The sequence below is a fragment of the Sphingomonas aerophila genome (genome assembly GCF_014199305.1).
Taxonomy (GTDB): Bacteria; Pseudomonadota; Alphaproteobacteria; order Sphingomonadales; family Sphingomonadaceae; genus Sphingomonas; species Sphingomonas aerophila.
On record NZ_JACIJK010000007.1, the window covers coordinates 46,517 to 65,195 of the forward strand.

The 18,679-nt window shown below is 65.0% G+C and carries 15 protein-coding genes; 13 read left to right on the top strand and 2 right to left on the bottom strand.

Features of this window, described 5'->3' with window-relative positions; all coding sequences use genetic code 11:
- Nucleotides 1-195 precede the first annotated feature (195 nt).
- Complete coding sequence (locus FHS94_RS11855; protein WP_184058091.1) at nt 196-939, top strand: dienelactone hydrolase family protein; 744 nt, start codon at nt 196-198, stop codon at nt 937-939.
- Nucleotides 940-976: 37 nt separating this feature from the next.
- Here the strand turns inward: FHS94_RS11855 and FHS94_RS11860 are convergent, their stop codons facing one another.
- On the bottom strand, nt 977-1,591 hold the full coding sequence (locus FHS94_RS11860; protein WP_184058093.1) for a CGNR zinc finger domain-containing protein: 615 nt from the start codon (nt 1,589-1,591) through the stop codon (nt 977-979).
- Between the two features lie 84 nt (nt 1,592-1,675).
- Here FHS94_RS11860 and FHS94_RS11865 point away from each other — a divergent pair, with 84 nt between their 5' ends.
- The 4 genes from FHS94_RS11865 to FHS94_RS11880 all read left to right on the top strand — a co-directional run bounded on the left by FHS94_RS11865 (nt 1,676) and on the right by FHS94_RS11880 (nt 5,416).
- Nucleotides 1,676-2,590, top strand: a complete 915-nt coding sequence (locus tag FHS94_RS11865; RefSeq protein ID WP_184058096.1) for a DMT family transporter — start codon at nt 1,676-1,678, stop codon at nt 2,588-2,590.
- Between the two features lie 52 nt (nt 2,591-2,642).
- Nucleotides 2,643-3,407, top strand: coding sequence for a hypothetical protein (locus FHS94_RS11870; RefSeq protein ID WP_184058098.1), 765 nt, complete (start codon nt 2,643-2,645; stop codon nt 3,405-3,407).
- A 141-nt stretch (nt 3,408-3,548) separates the two neighbouring features.
- Nucleotides 3,549-3,869 (top strand): hypothetical protein, encoded by a 321-nt coding sequence (locus FHS94_RS11875; RefSeq protein ID WP_184058100.1) that lies wholly within the window; start codon nt 3,549-3,551, stop codon nt 3,867-3,869.
- Nucleotides 3,866-5,416: a methyl-accepting chemotaxis protein gene (locus FHS94_RS11880; protein WP_184058103.1), complete on the top strand. Its 1,551-nt coding sequence runs from the start codon at nt 3,866-3,868 to the stop codon at nt 5,414-5,416. The genes FHS94_RS11875 and FHS94_RS11880 overlap by 4 nt, the downstream gene beginning before the upstream one ends.
- A gap of 74 nt (nt 5,417-5,490) precedes the next feature.
- Here FHS94_RS11880 and FHS94_RS11885 read toward each other — a convergent pair whose 3' ends face one another.
- Nucleotides 5,491-6,180: a helix-turn-helix domain-containing protein gene (locus tag FHS94_RS11885; protein ID WP_343055264.1), complete on the bottom strand. Its 690-nt coding sequence runs from the start codon at nt 6,178-6,180 to the stop codon at nt 5,491-5,493.
- Between the two features lie 122 nt (nt 6,181-6,302).
- On the opposite strand from FHS94_RS11885, the gene FHS94_RS11890 reads away from it, so the two are divergent.
- Genes FHS94_RS11890 through FHS94_RS11925 form a run of 8 tightly spaced genes read left to right on the top strand, consistent with a single transcriptional unit; the run spans nt 6,303 to nt 18,649 of the window.
- On the top strand, nt 6,303-8,297 hold the full coding sequence (locus tag FHS94_RS11890; RefSeq protein ID WP_184058107.1) for a serine hydrolase domain-containing protein: 1,995 nt from the start codon (nt 6,303-6,305) through the stop codon (nt 8,295-8,297).
- Nucleotides 8,297-9,310, top strand: a complete 1,014-nt coding sequence (locus FHS94_RS11895) for a dipeptide epimerase (protein WP_184058109.1) — start codon at nt 8,297-8,299, stop codon at nt 9,308-9,310. The genes FHS94_RS11890 and FHS94_RS11895 overlap by 1 nt, the downstream gene beginning before the upstream one ends.
- Nucleotides 9,307-10,572 (top strand): peptide MFS transporter, encoded by a 1,266-nt coding sequence (locus FHS94_RS11900; RefSeq protein ID WP_184058110.1) that lies wholly within the window; start codon nt 9,307-9,309, stop codon nt 10,570-10,572. The genes FHS94_RS11895 and FHS94_RS11900 overlap by 4 nt, the downstream gene beginning before the upstream one ends.
- Nucleotides 10,573-10,625: 53 nt before the next feature.
- The gene (locus FHS94_RS11905; protein WP_246348592.1) at nt 10,626-12,947 is read left to right on the top strand and encodes a TonB-dependent receptor; all 2,322 of its coding nucleotides are present in this window, start codon (nt 10,626-10,628) and stop codon (nt 12,945-12,947) included.
- 2 nt (nt 12,948-12,949) lie between these two features.
- The gene (locus tag FHS94_RS11910; protein ID WP_184058112.1) at nt 12,950-13,999 is read left to right on the top strand and encodes a DUF1611 domain-containing protein; all 1,050 of its coding nucleotides are present in this window, start codon (nt 12,950-12,952) and stop codon (nt 13,997-13,999) included.
- Nucleotides 13,990-15,114: a YkvI family membrane protein gene (locus FHS94_RS11915; protein WP_184058114.1), complete on the top strand. Its 1,125-nt coding sequence runs from the start codon at nt 13,990-13,992 to the stop codon at nt 15,112-15,114. Before FHS94_RS11910 ends, FHS94_RS11915 begins: the two co-directional genes overlap by 10 nt.
- A complete protein-coding gene (locus FHS94_RS11920; protein ID WP_184058116.1) occupies nt 15,111-16,685 on the top strand; it encodes a serine hydrolase in 1,575 nt (524 codons plus the stop codon). Before FHS94_RS11915 ends, FHS94_RS11920 begins: the two co-directional genes overlap by 4 nt.
- Nucleotides 16,682-18,649: a serine hydrolase gene (locus FHS94_RS11925; protein ID WP_184058118.1), complete on the top strand. Its 1,968-nt coding sequence runs from the start codon at nt 16,682-16,684 to the stop codon at nt 18,647-18,649. Before FHS94_RS11920 ends, FHS94_RS11925 begins: the two co-directional genes overlap by 4 nt.
- The last annotated feature ends 30 nt before the right edge of the window (nt 18,650-18,679 follow it).

Consider the following 18,679-nt stretch of genomic DNA (forward strand, 5'->3'; position numbering starts at 1 on the left):
GGGCACGGACCAGAGGGTTAAGCGACGGCTGATCGACCCTTTGACGTTGTGGCCCGACGCAAACCTTGACCAGATGAGGCGATATTTCGACGAAGTCAGGTTGTGCGTCGAACGCCTGATGCGATGAGCGTTCTGAATTCGCGGACAGCCACTAAGACACCCCATTGGTCACCGGCGAACCAGGAGAAAAGGCGAATGATCTTGCGCAGCGACGAGACGCTGGATGTGGGCGTTTCAGGTAGTAGCCCGATGCGAATGCATATGTTCCGCCCCGCGGTCGAAGGCCGATATCCGGGCGTGGTCCTGTTCTCCGAAATCTACCAGGTCACGGCGCCGATCCGTCGTCTGGCGGCAATGATCGCCGGCAACGGCTATGTCGTGGCCGTGCCAGAAGTCTATCACGAGTATGAACCGATCGGCACCGTCCTTCAATACGATGCCGTCGGGACGGATCGCGGCAATGCGCTGAAGTTCACCAAGCCTGTTGCCGCCTATGACGCCGATGCGGATGCTGCCCTGACCGCCCTGGCACAGCACCCGGCATGCAATGGCAGGATGGGAACGTTTGGCGTGTGTCTTGGCGGCCACCTGGCCTACCGCGCGGCGCTCGACGCACGCGTTTCGGCGGCAGCGTGCTTCTATCCCACCGACATTCATTCGAGCACGCTCGGAGCTGGCAGATCGGACGACAGCCTTTTGCGCATGGACGAGTTGAAGGCCGACGCTCTGTTCGTGTGGGGACGGCAGGATCCTCATGTTCCCTTTGCCGGGCGCGAGGCCATCCGGGCGCGGCTGGAAGAAGTCGGCGCGCGGTACGAATGGCACGAGCTGAACGCGCAGCATGCGTTCCTGCGCGATGAGGGCCCGCGGTACGATCCCGCGCACTTCCTGCATTCGATCGCCCTGACGCTTGGGTTCTACGCCCGCGCCCTGGCATGATGCCGCGGCGTTCGTGAGCAAGGCAGTTGGAGCCAGGCTAGCTTTCGGCTGCCCTTTTGCGACGCAGGCGGCGCACGCGCGAGGCGGTTCCGCAGCCGGCGTCTGAGCACCAGCGCCGCTTCCCGGACCTTGAGGTATCCAGGAAGAACCAGCCGCAGTCCGTACCCGCACAGACGGTGATCGGACGGCGGGCCGGGTCGGCCAACAGGTCTGCCGCACCAAGAATGGCGCGGTGCTGGACGGCATCAATGTCGTCGGCCAGCCAGCGCCAGCCGGGCGGCGAACCGAAGATCGAGAAGCGGCGATGGGCGAGCGCTGCCGCCACCGCTTGCTCGAAGTCCTTTGCTGCGACCGGATTAACGGCGGCGCCGTCGACCTCCGCTCGCACCACCAGGCGCAATGCTTCCCGCGCGTGAAGCAGTTCGACATGGGCCTGTCTCGCACGCGAGGGCGATCGTTCGCCCATGTCGAGCAAGAATTCGCGATCCGACGATGACAGGAGCCCGACCCGCACGGCCCAGAATGTGTCGTCCCGGAAACACCTCAGCACGTCCTGGTCTTTGGGCGGTCGGTCGAGATCGACTGTGTTGAGCAGGTCCAGGGCGGGGTGCCCTCCCACAAGCCGGATCGTCAGAACGGAATGGGCAGACATCCACCATAGATCGGCTTGAAACCAAAGCGGGGCAAGAAGGTTGTAACGAGCAAGACCACATTTACCCGTTACAGGAGCGACGTGATGGATGCCCGGGAGCGTGGCATGTTCCTGACCTTGTGCGTCATCTGGGGTTCGACCTGGATCGGGGTAAAAGCGGGGCTGGAGGCAGTGCCGCCGCTGTTCCTGGCCGGTTCGCGGTTTACATCGGCCGGCGTGGTCCTGATCGCGGTCGCAACGACCCGCGAGGGCTGGGCCATACGGCGGGCCGATTGGGGCCGCATGGTGATCGCGTCGGTGCTGATGATCTCGCTATGCTACGGCCCGTTGTTCTGGGGCATGCGCTTCGTGGACAGCGGCACGGCGGCGGTGCTGGACCTCGGGCTGACCCCGATCGCGCTACTCGTCTTTGCGCTGATCCTTGGCGACGAACGTCCATCCCTGACCAAGTTCGTTGCCATTGCGCTGGGCCTGTCCGGTACCCTTGTCCTCTTCGGCCCGGATGCTTGGCGTGGGTGGAGCGGTGAAACGGGCTCCGCGTGGCGTCTGGCGGGATCGGCCGCGATTGCTGCGTCGACGCTGACCTATGGCTTGGGGTCGGTGATGGCGCGTCCCTTGCTCGCCCGATATTCCGCAATCCTTATTTCCGGGACGACGACTTTCCTCGGCGGCCTTGTTCTGCTGCTTTGTTCCGCGATCACAGAGCCAGGCTTCGCACGAGCGATGCGGGGCGATTGGGGCTGGGCCGCATGGGGTGGGTGGGCATTCCTGGTCCTGTTCGGCTCATTGATCGGCTACAGCCTTTACATGGTGCTGCTGCGTGATGTGGGATCGTCGCGTGCCGGCATGTACGCCTTTGTGTCGCCAGTGGTCGCCCTGTTGCTTGGCGCAGCCTTGCGGGACGAGACGGTCAGTCCAGTGTCGCTGATCGGAGCGGCCGTTATGCTTTTCGCGGCGTGGCTGGCGCTTAGGAGGACGGCCGAGCAGGCGATCATCTGAACGATCTCGCAGAGCGCTGGACCCGGACGGCGATCACCGTCATTCTGCTGGCATGGATGACAAGACCGGTCAGGGCGAGCCGATAATCCACCGCGCGCGTAGCGTCGCAGCCGGGTTTGCCGACGTCGGGCTCACTCATGCCGAGGAGCTGCTACGCCGAATGTCGCCCGAGGGTCGCGAGCAGGCGCGGCGTGAGCGAGAGGCGAAAGCGCGCCGGCAAAAGCGCCTGATGGGTCGGCTTGTCCTGGCAGCCGTTGTCGCCATGCTCGCCTGGGCGCTGCTGTCCACAATCCTATTGCCTGGCGCTTCATTTGCTGTCGCTGCCGCGCTGATGCTGTTGTTGACTACGCTTGTCTTCATGCGCGCTGAGTCCCGCGCGCCAGGGCGCGAAGCCCTGGTCGAGGCCGCGCTCCCCGCCTTGGCGGAGGAAGCTTTTACCTGGGTCGCTGCGCAGCGCCGGGGCCTTCCCGCGCCCGCGCTCCAGCTGACCGACAGCATCGGCCACCGCCTTGACGAGTTAGCGCCGCAGCTGGCACGTCTCGATCCGCGCAGCCCTGCGGCCTCGGGCATTCGAAAGCTGGTCGCGGTGGAGCTGCCGGACCTGGTGGCAGGCTGGCGCGGTGTGCCCTTGTCGCAGCGGCGAGCGCCCCTTGCCGACGGACGAACGCCCGACGACCACCTGGTGAACGGATTGCAGTTGGTCGACGCTGAGCTTTCCCGCATCAACGAGCAACTCGGGCGCGGCGGCTTGGACGATATCGCAGTTCTCGGGCGGTATCTTGAGCTGAAATACGATGGAGATCGTGACCTCGGGTGAGGCCCACCAGCTGGGTACAACGCTCCCGTGCCAAAGCGGACGGCATTGCTGATTGTGACTTAAGTTATTTGTCACTCGATCAGCGGCAGCTGGACGGGTTGAGTTAGCTCTTGGTTAACCGAGTGAGAGCAAAATTGGCATGTGATCACTAGCGTCCTCTCGTCTCAGTCCATCTTTGCGAAGCAGATGCTGCTCACCGCCGGGGCGCTGAGCTCACTGGCATTAATGCCGCCCAAGAACGGTCGAATGCTGCTGGTTCCGGTTTCCGCGACCGCGGAGCACGGGATGATCAAGCTGGCGATCGAGCAAGGCGCCTTGCTGGTCGGACCAGGTCCGGTGCCCGGCTCGTTCGTGGTTCAGGGGGAACGAGGGCGGCTGTGGTCCGCCATGTTGCACGCGGGCGTTGTTGCCACGGCCGCGCCGAGTTCCGGGTGCGGTTCCGACCAGGAGGCGCGTCCATGAGCGAGGCTGCGCTCGATCGGTTTCGCCTCAACGGCATCTATTATGCCGCGATAGGTGGCTGGGTATGCTGGCTGTGGCTGCTAATGATGGGATTGCTGCTCGGTAACGCCGATCTGTTACCGGCTCTCGTCATCGGCGGCGTCGTGAACGTCGGTCCCACCATCATGGCCTGGCGCAAGCGATACGACGCCAGTGCGCGCCTGACTGCGGGTACCCTCGCAGCGGTTCACCCGGCCCTGGGCGTGTACCTGCTCGGCGGACATGCCTGGCAGATGGACGCGCATATGTACTTTTTCGTCGGTCTGGCCGCGCTGACCGTGTTGTGTGATTGGAAGCCGATCGCGCTCGCATCGGCGTTGATCGCGGTCCACCATCTCGCGCTCGAAATGCTTGCGCCGGGTTGGGTGTTCGTCGGGTCCGGCAATCTCGGCCGCGTGCTTGTCCATGCTGCGGCGGTCATCCTCCAATTCTCGGTACTCGGCCTCGTCACCAATCGGTTGCGGGCGTTGATGATCGAGCAAGGGCGCGCCCGCGAGGAAAGTGGACGGCTGGCCGAAGAGGCCATGGCGCGCGCCCGTGAACTGGAAGTAGCGATAGCCCATGCCGAGGCGGCGGCAGCAGAGGCAGCCGACGCTCGACGACGCGAGAGTGGGGAGCGAGCCCGTCGCGAGGAAGTCGAATTGCAGGCGGGCCAGCAACGGCGGGCAGAGATGTTGCTGCTCGCCGACCAATTCGAGGCGACGGTGGCCAGCGTCGCGAAACAGGTCGGCGACACGGTGACACAACTCACCCTTTCAGCCAAAACCCTGAAAGGGTCCGCCGAGCAAGCAAGCGTACGGACCATGATGGGTGCTGCCACGGCGGGCCAGGCGTCTGACGGAGCGGCAGACCTTGCCAGGCGCGTGCTGGAGATGTCGGCTTCGATCACCACCATCGCCTCAACGGTGGAAGCGCAGGGTCGGTCGAGCCAACTGGCCGGTGACCGGTCCGATGCAGCGCGTGAAGCCGTGGACAGCCTGCACGGACACACGGCCAAGATCACAGCCTTTGCAGACACGATCGACCAACTCGCCCGTCAGACGAACCTGCTGGCCCTGAACGCGACCATTGAGGCAGCGCGCGCAGGCGAAGCGGGACGCGGTTTCGCCATCGTTGCGAGCGAAGTGAAGAACCTGGCGGGTCAGGCGCAGAAAGCGACAGGATCGATCCAGGAACTGGCCACGCTCGCGCAGTCCGGGGCAGAGGCGACCCGCGACGCGCTGCTCGCCATCACCCGTTTCGTCGAGGACTTGACGATCACTGCCGGCTCCATCGAGGGCGAGCTTGCCAGCCAGCGGACGGTCGCGGCTTCCATCGGCGGCGCCGCCCGTGAGACAGCGGCGGGCGCAACCGAGATTCTGAGCCAGATGCAGGAGATCGCGGGCGTTACCAAAGGGACGGAGAGCCTGTCGGACGACGTTGCGCAGGCGGTTGATCTGCTTGCATCGGCTGCGCAGCGCCTTGCCACGGAAACCAGACAGTTCGTGAGCCAGTTGCGCGCGGCCTGAGGGCCATGAGTGGGTCTGTGCCGCCGGGGCCGCGAAACGTCAGGGCGCCTAGCGCGCTGATTACATAAAAGGCGTCACCGGCGAGTGGCGGCGCGCCGTGGGCCTCCCGGTACGCCATTTTCGTTTGAGGCCGCGGTCTGGCGCTGTTCCTCATGGATGGAGAACAGCGATTGCATCAGCTCTTCCTCGTCACTGGACATGACGGCCAGTACTTCGGCCTCGTCGCAATCCTGTGCTGCCAGGTACGCGTGACCCATGCTGGAATCGATATAAAGCGCTTCGCCAGGGCCTAACGTGACGGTGTCATAGAATTCCGTCTGCACGACCACCTTGCCACTCAGGACGTACAGGAACTCCTCGCCGCTGTGGCGGACAAGGTCACCGAACTGTTCGGTGGAGCGGGCGCGGATCTTGGTCAGGACAGGGACCATTCGTTTCCGCCGCAGCTCCGTGCAGAGATAATAATAGTCGTAATTGGGGGTCTCGACGCGAACGGACCTTGCCACATCGCTCAGGCTGCGCCGCGCGGTGACGGGCTGAGCCGTATCCTCGACTCCTTCCGCGAACAACTCGGACATGCGCATGCCCAGCCGCTGCCCGAGTTGCTGCAGCTTGTCATAGCTGAGCGTCAGGCGGTCATGCTCGATCTTGGACAGGGTCGAAACGGGGATGCCGCTCTTCGCGCTCATCTCCTTTAATGTCCACCCTTCCCGCGAGCGCAGGCCCCGCAACAGGGCGCCAAGAGTGGGCGGGGATGACGACACGGCAATACTCCAGCAGCCCATTGACGAGTTTTCTGATCAGGATCACAGTGTCCCGATCGGAGCCACTTGATCAGCTTATCGGTCCGGGGGCGGTACGGCAACGCTGAAAGGGGAAAGTGGCCATGCGATTGAAGAGGTGGGCCGCAACGCTGGCCATGCTGATCAGCGGTGTCGCGCCGGCACAGTTACCCGTGAGCAAGCTGCCACCGGCACCTGCGCCGACCATCGTTTCCGCAGCGGTGCCGACGCCACAGGGGCGACACGAGCTGACGGCGGCGGACGTGGACCCGTGGCTCGACGGCTACATGCCCTATGCCTTGCACAGCGCGGACATTGCCGGGGCGGTAGTGATGGTGGTGCGTAACGGACAGATCATCGCATCGCGTGGCTACGGCTATGCTGACATCGGCAAGCGGCAGCCCGTCAATCCAGCTTTGACATTGTTTCGGCCCGGATCCGTGTCGAAGCTCGTGACCTGGACCGCCGTCATGCAGCAGGTCCAGGCAGGCAAGATCAATCTCGATCAGGACATCAACACCTATCTCGATTTCCGAATCCCGCCCCGAAACGGCAAGCCGATCACCATGCGCCAGATCATGACGCACACGGCCGGCTTCGAGGAAGCGGCCAAGGACCTGATCACCTACAATTCCAAGGACGTCCAGCCGATCGGGCGTTATCTGAAGCGGTGGACGCCTCGGCGGATCTTTGATCCGGGAACCACGCCCGCTTACTCCAACTGGGCAACAACACTGGCCGGCTATGTCGTCGAACGTGTCTCGGGCGAGCCGTTCGACACCTATGTCGAACGTCACATATTCGCGCCGCTCGACATGCGCACTGCGAGCTTCCGTCAGCCGCTGCCCCCTGCGCTCGCACGGCTTTCGGCTGTTGGCTACCCACGCGCCTCGGAGCCGGCCAAGGGGTTTGAGGTCGTGGTGCCGGGCCCTGCGGGAGCGTTGTCTGCATCTGGCTTGGACATGGCCAAGTTCATGATCGCGCACCTGGATGGGGGGCGGGGCGTCCTCGACCCGGCGACCGCCGCGACCATGCACAACAGCCCGCTTGACCGGGTGAACCCTTATTCGCTGATCCCGCCGCTCAACCGCATGGAGCTTGGCTTCTTCGAAACCAACATCAACGGGCGGGAGGTGATCGCCCATCTTGGTGATACGGAAAACTTTCACACCTCTCTGCACCTGTTCATGGCCGACCGGGTCGGCTTGTACGTGTCGTTCAACAGCGCGGGGCGGGAAGGGGCAGCGCACGCTGTTCGCGGGCAGCTGTTCCAGGACTTTGCGGACCGTTATTTCCCGAGCACGGAGCGTGACGGGCGTGTCGACGCCAGGACGGCGGCTGAACATGCACGCATGATGGTGGGCCAGTGGCAGAACAGCCGCCACTCGGAATCAAACTTCGTCAACATCCTGAACCTCTTCGGCCAGTCGCAGATCTCCGTCGACGACAAGGGCGCACTGGTCATTCCCGCCCTGAAGGGTCCCGGTGGCGCGTTGCAGAAATGGGTGGAAATCGCCCCCTTTGTGTGGCGCGATGCCAATGGCCACGACCGGCTTGCGGCGAAGGTGGTGGACGGCAAGGTCGTGCGCTGGAGCTTCGACCTCGTTTCCCCGTTCATGATGTTCGATCCCGTGCCCGCGTCGCGTTCGGCAACGTGGTTGAAACCTGCCTTGTACGCGAGCCTGGCCGTTCTGCTTCTCACGGTGCTGTACTGGCCCGCGACCTGGTATATCCGGCGTCGTTACCAGTCGCAGCTGAAAGTAACCGGGCAGGCCCGCCGGGCGTACCGCGCGACCCGCATCATGGCGCTTGCCGACCTGCTGGTACTCGCCAGCTGGGTGGCGTTCGTCACCATCCTGTTGGGTGACCTGCAACTTCTGTCGTCGGGCGCTGACGTGTTCCTGTGGGCGCTACAGATCCTGGGCGCGATCGTGTTCGTTGGCGCGGTAGGCATCGCGGCGTGGAATGCGTGGCTCACCTGGCGGGACGGGCGACGCTGGACGGCCAAGCTGTGGAGCGCCCTTGTCCTGCTGGCGACGCTGGTCGTGCTGTACGTTGCATCGACGTTCAGCCTGCTGGCGATGACGGTGAACTACTGATGCCGCGTCTGTCGCTATCGGTCACCACCGACGCATTGAGGCTTGCCCAGCCGTTCCGCATCTCAGGCTATGTTTTCGAAACCGCGGACGTGCTGGTGGTCGAGCTGGACGACGGCACCTATCGAGGGCGCGGGGAGGCGGCCGGGGTCTATTACATGGGCGACGACCTGCCGCACATGCGCGAGGCAATCGAAGGTGCGCGAAAGGCGATCGAGGCGGGTCCAACTCGCGAGGCGCTGCGCGCCCTCCTGCCACCTGGTGGTGCGCGCAACGCAGTGGATGCGGCGTTGTGGGAGCTGGAGGCCGCCCGTACGGGCCAGCCGGTCTGGAGGTTGGCCGGCCTGGAAGCGGCGCCACGGCCGATCGTAACGACCTTCACCATCAGCGCCGACGAGCCCGAGGCGATGGCGAGCGTGGCACGCGGTTACAGGGCGGCACGGTCGATCAAGGTGAAGCTGACTGGCGAGCTTGAGCTGGACCTGCGCCGGGTGGCGGCAATCCGTGTGGCGCGGCCGGACGTTTGGCTGGGCGTGGATGGCAACCAGGGCTTCGCGCGCGCGGACCTCGATGCTCTTGTCCGCGGGCTGGGCGAGCATCGCGTCGCGCTTCTGGAGCAGCCGCTCAAGCGAGGTGAGGAAGGGTTGCTGGACGGCTATCGCTCCGCCGTCCCAATCGCTGGCGATGAAAGCCTGTTGTCGCTGGACGACCTCACCCAGGCAAAGGGTCGCTTCGATGTCGTCAACATCAAGCTCGATAAGTGCGGTGGGCTGACCGAAGGATTGATGATGGCCGCAGAGGCCCGGCGGCAGGGCCTGGGTGTCATGGTCGGCACCATGATCGGCACCAGCCTGGCAACCGCGCCCGGCTTTGTGCTGGGCCAGCTTGCCGACCTCGTCGACCTGGACGGCCCGACCTTCCTGGCAGACGATCGTACTCCCAGCGTTACCTACACCGATGGGACGCTGTTTGTCCGCCCCGAGGTGTGGGGCACGCGGGAGGCTGCGGCTCGATGAGCGCCGATCGCGCCTGGTTCGGCCAGCCGCGCGGCCTCACGGTCCTGTTCCTGACAAACATGTGGGAACAGTTCTCCTATTACGGGATGCGGGCTCTGCTGGTCTATTACATGACCAAGCAGCTGGCGATGGCGCAGGGCTCCGCGTCGCTTGTCTATGGCACCTATACCGCCTGCGCTTACTTCACGCCGATCTTTGGTGGCGTGATCGCCGACCGCCTGCTGGGCAAGCGGCGCGCGATCATCCTGGGCGGGTCGATCATGGCGGCGGGTCACTTCATGATGACCTTTGAGCCGCTATTCTACCCGGCGCTGGCCACCATCGCGATCGGCAACGGGCTGTTCCTGCCCAGCCTGCCAAGCCAAATCGACGATTTGTACGAACCCGGTGACCCTCGGGTGGGCTGGGCCTACAACGTCTACTATGTCGGGGTGAATATCGGCGGCTTCCTGGCGCCGCTGATCTGCGGGACGCTGGGCGAACTATACGGGTGGCATTGGGGTTTCGGTGCGGCTGGCGTCGGCATGGTCGCGGGGCTGTGCATCTACCTTTGGGGCCAGCGCTATTTACCCGAACAAGCTAGGCAGCCGGCGATCGAGGCCACGGCAGCGACGCCGGTGCGCTTGCCGCGGGCAACGCTGTTGCTCCTGCTTGCCATCGGCTTGTCCGTAATGGTGTTCCGCGGCGCATACGAGCAGGTTGGCAATACGGTGGCGCTGTGGGCGGACACTGGCGTCGACCGGGGGTGGCGAGGCAGGCAGATCCCGATGACTTGGTTTCAGGCGCTCAATCCGCTGCTGGTCATGGTGATGACGCCGCCGCTGCTGGTCGCGTGGCGGCGGCGATCGGAGCGGGGCGCTGCGGAACGACCGGCACGTCGCATGGCTACCGGCGCGGCGATTGTCGCAGCCGCTTACCTGTTGGTTGCGGCGCTGGCTGCATCGGGCGGGCAGGCGCACTGGTTGTGGCTCGCTCTGTTCTTTGTGGTGCTGACCGTGGGTGAACTGCACATCCTGCCAACCGGGTTAGGTCTGTTTGCACGCCTCGCGCCCAAGGGGCTGGGCGCGACCACGGTAGCTGCGTGGTACCTGGCAACCTTTGCCGGAAGCCTGGTTGCGGGATTTGTCGGCACGGGGTGGAGCCGCATGGGGCATGGCGGCTTCTTTCTGGTCCTCGCCGGCCTGGCGACCGTCGCGGCTGTCCTGTTGTGGTGTCTCGATCCGGCCGAACAACATGTGCAGCGCCTGGCTGAGATGGATTGACAATTCTCCATTCAGGACAGACCATCTCTGAACAGGACTAAAGGGGGTGCGTGATGAAAGCTTCTCGTCTCTTGGCCTCCGTTTCGGGGGTGGTCATCATGGGACTGCTCGCGGGCACCGCGGCTGCTCAGACCGGGCCGGTAGCCCCAGCGAGTGTCACATCGGACGCTGTCCCGACTGGCCCGCAGACAACGGGAACGACTCAGGGCACCCAGGCAGGCGGCGGTGCGTCCACCAACGGAGCCGGCAACAGCTATGCCGAAGACGTGGTCGTCACCGCCCAGAAGCGCGAGCAGGTCCTTATCGACGTGCCCCAGTCCGTCACGGTCATCGGTGGCGAGGCGCTGGAGCGGCAACAGGCCTTCAGCTTCCAGGATTACGCCAAGCTGGTGCCGGGGCTGCAGCTGGCACAGAGCAACCCAGGTGAGGCACGCATCGTGCTGCGCGGCATCAACACCGGCGGCGTGGCGGCAACGGTTGCGACCTACGTCGACGAAACGCCGTTCGGGTCGTCCAGCGGGCAGGTCAATTCCGCCATTCTGGCAGGCGAGTTCGACACGTTCGATGTTGCGCGCGTGGAGGTTCTGCGCGGCCCGCAAGGTACCCTGTATGGCGCGAGCTCCCTGGGTGGCGTCCTGAAGTTTGTCACGACCGCGCCCAGCTCTTCCAGCGTGGAGGCGAGGGGACGCGCCAGCATCGAGGCGGTCGATGGCGGCGACCTGTCCTATATGGGATCGGCGGTGGTCAACCTGCCGCTGTCGAGCACGCTCGCGGTGCGCGCGTCCGGTTTCTACCGGGACTATGGCGGGTACATCGACTCGGTCGGGACCGGCGGGTCTGACGTCGCCAGAAACATCAACGGATCGAAAAGCTATGGCGGCCGCGTGTCGGCGCTGTTCAAGCCGATTGACGCCCTGTCGATCCGGCTGACCGCGATCCTCCAGAACCTCAACACGGATGCGGCGAGCTATGTCGCGAGCGATCCCGTGACGTTGAAGACACTGTATGGCGGGCTGACCCAATCGCAGTATGTTCCCGAATACACCAACATCGCGTACCGGCTGTACAACGGCGCCGCCGATCTGGACCTCGGCTTTGCGACGCTGACTTCCTCGACCAGTTACAGCACGTCCAAGGAGTCGCTGCGCGACGATCTGACCGTGCAATATGGCGCGCTGCTTGGTCTGTACGATGATGCGACCGGGCCCGCGGCCGACCTGGGCCTGATTCAGCACACGGATGTTGAGCGCTTCACGCAGGAGGTGAGGCTTGCCTCCCCCGCCAGCGACACGTTTGAGTGGTTGCTGGGTGGCTACTACAACCATGAAAAGGGCGCGATCCTGCAGCGGATCGACGTTTATGATCAGGGCACGCTGACGCTGTCGACGCTGCTGCCGCAGTTGGCGGACATCTTCACCCGATCGCGCTACGAGGAAATTGCAGGCTTCGCAAACGGCACGCTGCACCTCGGGCCCAAGTTCGACCTGACCGCGGGCGGGCGCTACAGCCACAATGACCAGGATGCGAACCAGGGTGGCAGCGGCCTGCTTGCCCCGCCGACCTTGTCATCGGCGTCCAAGGAGAATGTCTTCACCTGGCAGGTCGCGCCCAAGTTCAAGTTCAATGAACGGGCCGCCCTCTACGCCCGCGCCGCCAAGGGCTTCCGTCCCGGTGGCCCGAACATCGTGCCCCCCAACGCGCCCACCGACGTCAGGACGTATCGGTCGGACTCGCTGGTAAGCTATGAGGTCGGGGTCAAGGCAGAGACGCCCGGCCGGCAGTTCGCAATCGACATCGCCGCCTTCCACATCGCCTGGAAGGACATCCAGCTGTTCGCGCAGATCGGCGATTTCGGCGTCAACGCAAACGGGGGCAAGGCAAAGAGCGATGGTGTCGAGTTCACCGCCACCATGCGGCCGACCCGCGGCTACACCGTCTCCGTCAACGGTGCCTACACCGATGCGAAGCTGCGCGACGACACCGATCCGCTGATCGGCGGCCGCGACGGCGATCGGCTGCCGTTCACGCCGAAGTACGCGGTATCCGTCAACGAGGACTACCAATGGCGGATCGCCGGCAAGACCGATGTCTATGTCGGCGGTTCTCTACGCTTCGTGGGTGAGCAGACCGGGCCGTACAGCCCAACCGCGATCGCGTTGACCGGGCGCCAGTACAGGATCCCGTCCTATGCGGTCGTGGACCTGCGGGCAGGGGTGGATTTCGGCAAGTTCTCGATCGAGGCATATGCCAAGAACCTGACCAACTCGGTCGGCAAGACCAGCGTCACCGGTGAAGGGAACGTTCCGTTCGGGGCCTTGCAGACCGGCGTGATCCGGCCGCGCGTGATCGGCCTGACGCTGGGCGCGGGGTTCTAGGCGTGACCTTCTCCCTCTCTGGCCGAGGGGATCGCGCGGGGGCGGTGCATGCGTTCGCGGCGCCTTACCTGTTGTTCCTCGGCGATGTGACGGAGCCCGGCTTCGCCAAGACGGCGTTCGGGTTGCGCGATTGGGCTGGCGACCGCTGCATTGGCGAACATGCCTTGCCCGATGCAACGGTATCGACCGGTCTTGCTCGCCTGACCCCGGCGCAAGCAGCCGCGAGCGGAGCGCGCACCATGGTGATCGGGGTCGCCAATCAGGGCGGTGTCATTCCGCCGTCGTGGGTCCGCGAGCTACTGGCGGCGATCGAAGCGGGGCTCGACCTGGTCGCCGGGATGCATAGCCGATTGCAGAATATCGAAGAGTTGCGTGACGCTGCCGCACGGGCCGGCACCCGCCTGATCGACCTTCGCGTGCCGCCGCCCAATCTGCCGGTCGCAAGCGGTCGCAAGCGGACGGGGCGTCGCCTGCTGACCGTCGGCACCGATTGCGCGCTGGGCAAGAAATACACCGCGCTGTCCCTTGCGCGTGGCCTTGGCGAGCGCGGGGTCGATGCCATTTTTCGGGCTAGCGGCCAGACCGGGATCATGATTGCCGGAGAGGGCATTGCGATTGACGCGGTAATCGCCGATTTTGCGGCGGGTGCGGCCGAACTGCTCAGCCCCGATGCCGCTCCGGATCATCTGGACGTGATAGAGGGGCAGGGGTCCTTGTTTCATCCCGCCTATGCCGGGGTGTCGCTTGCGCTGCTCCATGGCAGCCAGCCCGACCAGTTCGTGGTCTGTCACGAACCCGGGCGCCGGCAGATCCTGGGCACCGCGGGCATGGAACTGCCCACCATCGAAGCCGTCATCGAACAGACGGTGGCGCTTGGCCGGCTGACGAGCCCGGCGATCCGCTGTGTCGGGGTCAGCCTGAACACCGGTCGGATGAGCCCCAAGGACGCGAACCGGGAAATCGAGGAAACAAGCGCCCGTCTGGGCCTTCCCGCGGCCGATCCGATCCGGGGCGGCGTTGCATTCGACCGGTTGCTCGACGCATGCCGTTGAGCCCCGCCTGGACCGACCGGTTCCGCCGGTTCGTCCTGCCGGGGCTGGCCTTCAAGGCTGTTGTGATCGGCGGCGGTTATGCGACGGGGCGCGAGTTGGCGGAGTTCTTCCTGCCTTCGGGGCCCTGGGGTGGGCTCGCCGCCATGTTGCTGGCCATGCTGATCTGGGCGATGGTGGCGGCCGCGACCTTCTGGTTCGCTCACCAGATCGGCGCGCGTGATTACCGCAGCTTCTTTCAACAACTGCTGGGACGCGGATGGATCGCCTTTGAGGTGACCTATGCCGTGTTCCTGGTGCTGATCCTGGCGGTGTTCGGCGCCGCGGCCGGGGAGATTGCCCGCGCGACATTGGGAGTGCCGGCACTTGCCGGTACGCTGGCGCTGATGGGCGGGATCATCGCCTGCGTTGCCTGGGGCAATGCCGGGGTGGAGCGGATCTTCGTGTGGGTCTCCGTGCTGCTCTATGCCACTTATGCGGTGTTCCTGCTGCTCGTCCTGACGGGTACCGGAGAGCGGATCGGGGCCGCCTTTGCCGCCGCGCCCGCGCCGTCAGGCACCTGGCCGCTCGGCGGAATCACCTATGCCGGATACAACATCGTCGGTGCGGTGATCGTGCTGCCTGTGACGCGCCACTTTCGCTCGGGGCGCGATGCGGTGGCCGCAGGATTGATCGCGGCACCGCTCGCCATGCTGCCGGCACTGTTGTTCTTTGTCGGCATGACCGCCTTCCTGCCCGACATCAGGGCCGCAGTGCTGCCGTCGGATTACATGCTGGCGCGGCTGGGCAGCCCGCTTTTCCACTCGGTCTTTCAGCTCATGATCTTTGCCGCTCTGCTCGAAAGCGGATCTGGCGCGGTACACGCGGTTAACGAGCGGATCGCGCGGGCAAGCGGCGGTCGCCTGACGCTTGGCCCGCTGAACCGCGCCCTTGCCGCCTTCGCGCTGCTCGCGCCGTGCATGTTGATCGCCGAGCGTGTCGGGCTCGTGGCCCTGATCGCCTCGGGCTACCGTGCGCTCGCCTGGGCGCTGATCCTTCTTTATGTCCTGCCGCTGTTGGTCACGGTCGCGCTTCGGCGGACCGTGAGCCCGGCGGTGTTGTCGGAGACACCGTCATGAAGCGCACCATCCTGGCCCTTCCCCTGTTGCTCGCGTCGGTTCCCGCCATGGCGGAGGTGCCCGTCGGCTTCGACGCCCGAGCAGAGGCGATCCGCGCGGCGAGCGACACGCCAGGCATGGCAATCGCCATCGTGGAAAACGGCAAGGTCGTGCTTGCCAAGGGCTATGGCGTACGGAAGCTCGGCACGCCGGCCAAGGTCGATGCCGACACGCTGTTCATGATCGGCTCGACGGGCAAGGCCTTCACCACCGCCGCGCTCGCGACCCTGGTGGATGCGGGGAAGATCGGCTGGGACGACAAGGTGATCGACCATCTACCGGGCTTCCAGATGGCCGACGCCTGGGTCACGCGAGAGATGACGGTGCGCGACCTGCTGGTCCATCGCAGCGGCTTGGGGCTGGGGGCGGGCGACCTGATGCTGGTGCCACGCGGCAAGCTGTCGCGTGACGAGGTCGTTCGGCGCCTGCGTTTTCTGAAACCCGCGACAAGTTTCCGTAGCGGCTATGCCTATGACAACATCCTCTACGTCGTGGCCGGGCGCCTGATCGAGGTGGTCAGCGGGCAAAGCTGGGAAGAATATATGCGCGATCATGTATTCAAGCCGGCGGGGTTGCCCGACGCGACGGCGGAGCTGAACCGCCAGCTCACCGCCCCGGAACGCGCGCAGCCACACGGCCGCGTCGGCGGTGGCGTGCGTGGCACCGGGCCGATAAAGCTGCTCGACGAGCGGGATCGTCTGGGCCAGGCGGGGGCGCCAGCGGGGCTGATCGCGGCAAGCGCCAACGACATGGCGCGCTGGCTGCAGATCCAGCTTGCCCATGGCGCCCTCCCGGAGGGTAAGGGGCGCTTGTACAGCGAGGCAGCGGCAGCCGAAATGTGGACGCCCGTCACGCCGATGCCGATCGAGCCCTATCCGGCTCCGGTCGCGGAGATCACGCCGAGCTATCAATCCTATGCCTTGGGCTGGGACGTGCGCGACTATCATGGCGCAAAGGTCATCTGGCATGCGGGTGGCCTGTTCGGCTTCACCACGGTGGTGGTAATGCTGCCGGAGAAAAACGTCGGCTTCGCCATTGCCGTGAACAGCGAAGAGATCGAGCCGCGCTATGGCCTGATGTACGAACTGCTGGACCATTATCTGGGCCTGCCCAAGCAAGACTGGCCGACCCGCTTTGCCGCGTTCAAGCGCAATCGCATCGCGGGTGCGGAAGCTGCCATCCGGCAACAAACGGCAGCGCCGGCCAAGGTTGGGCCATCCCTGCCCGTCGCGCGCTACACCGGTCGCTATACCGACCCGTGGTACGGGACGCTGGCGGTCGGGTCCGATGCCAGGGGTCTGACCGTCGACTTCACCACGACGCCAAGGATGACTGGGCGGCTGACGCACTATCAATACGACACTTTCATCGCCCGCTTCGATGATCCAGGCATCGAGCCCGCCTACCTCACCTTTGCGCTCGACGCGGAGGGCAAGGTGTCGCGCATCACGGCCAAGCCGGTGTCTCCGATCGCGGATTTCAGCTTTGATTACAAGGAGCTGGAATTCACCCCGGCAGGAGCGGTCAAGTGAGCCGGCGCTGGTTGGCCGGGCTGGGCGGGCTGCTGATCGCGGCAGCGGCGTTCGCGCAGCGGGATCTGCCGGTCGCGCCGCGGCCCGCAACACCCCCTGCGGAAACCTCGACAGCGCCGGTCGTCCCTGGCCCGCCCCCGCTGACGGCGGCCGATGTCGGCGCATGGCTCGACGGCTTCATGCCGGGCTCGTTGCAGGCAGGAAAGATCGCGGGCGCGCAGGTCGTCGTCGTCAAGGACGGGCAGGTCCTGTTCAAGAAGGGCTATGGCATGGCGGATGTCGCGGCCAAGACGCCGATGAACGTCGACCTCACCACCATGCGTATCGGCTCCACATCGAAACTGTTCACCTGGACCGCGGTGATGCAGCAGGTGCAGGCCGGCAAGATCGACCTCGACGCCGACATAAACCGCTACCTCGACTTCCACGTCGAGCCGCGTGGCGGCCGCGCGATCACGATGAATGACCTGATGCGGCATCGCGGCGGGTTCGAGGAAGGCATCAAGGACCTGCTCACCACGGATCCCAAACTGCTGAAAACGACCGAGCGCTACCTGAAGGAGAACCGGCGCCCGCAACTGTTCACTGCGGGGGAGGTGCCGGCCTATTCGAATTATGGCACCACGTTGGCCGGCTATATCGTGCAACGGGTGTCGGGCGAGCCGTTCGACGAATATGTGGAACGTCACATCCTGGCGCCGCTGGGCATGGCACACACGACTCTGCGTCAGCCATTGCCCCCGTCGCTCGCCCGGAATGCGTCCAAGGGTTATCGGCAGAGTGACGGGCCGCCTGCCGCATTCGAACTGGTCGGAACCCCTCCGGCGGGAGCGGTCAGCACCACGGGCGGCGACATGGCGGCGTTCATGATCGCGCACCTACAGGATGGCCGCTACGGCAACGCGCAGATCCTGCGTCCCGACATTGCACGCCTGATGCACAGTCCCGCGGTAGCACCAAGGCCGGGCTTCGACACGCTTGCCCATGGCTTCTTCCGGGCAGAGCGTAACGGCCGGGTGATGCTCGGCCATGGCGGTGACACGGTGGTGTTCCACACCGACCTTGAACTGCTGCCCCAGGAACAGGTCGGCATCTATGTCAGCTTCAACAGCCGTGGGGAAAACGACGCCGTTTATGGCGCGCGGGAGCGGTTGATCGACCTGTTCATGGACCGATACTTTCCCGCGTCCACGCCGGTGATGCCTCCAGCCATCGCCAGCGCTTCTGCGGATGCCGCGGCGCTGGCTGGACACTATGAAACTTCCAGGCGGGTGCAGACCGGGTTTATCGGCATCTTCTACCTGCTTCAGCAAGACGTCGTTTCCGCCAATCCTGACGGCACGGTCAGCGTGTCGTCGATCGTGGGCAAGTCATTCCGCGAAGTCGCGCCCCGGTTGTGGCGGGAGGTGGGCGGCACCCGCCAACTGGCGATCGTGGAGATCGACGGACGCCGCAATATCATGGACAGCAATAACCCGGTCCAGTTCATGCGGGCAGCCCCGCTGTCGCGAAACGGTCGCCTGAACACCTGGATCGCGGGCCTGTCCGTCGCTGTTCTGCTGCTGACTGCGATCGCCTGGCCGCTCGCCTGGTGGTTGCGCCGACGGTATCGCGCGAAGCCGGTGCTGACCGGGCGGCCGTTGCTGGCCAAGCGACTGGTGCGTGCCGCCGCCTGGGGCGATCTGACTTATCTGGCGGGGTGGTACATCATCCTGGCGCCGATTCTGAAGATCGAGGTGCAGGTCTATAACAGCTCGCTCGATGGCTGGATCAGGCTGTTGCAGGTCGCGCAGATCGTGCCGATCGCCGGCGCGCTTGTCGGGATCTGGAATCTCTGGCTGAGCTGGAAACCGGATCGCAACTGGGGTGCGCGGGTGCGGGCGACCGTCGTCTGCGCGGCTCTGATCGGGATCCTGTGGCTCGCCTGGATGGGCAAGCTGACCAGCTTCAACCTTAACTATTGAGAGCGGGCGCGCGGCCTCCCTTACCGGCGC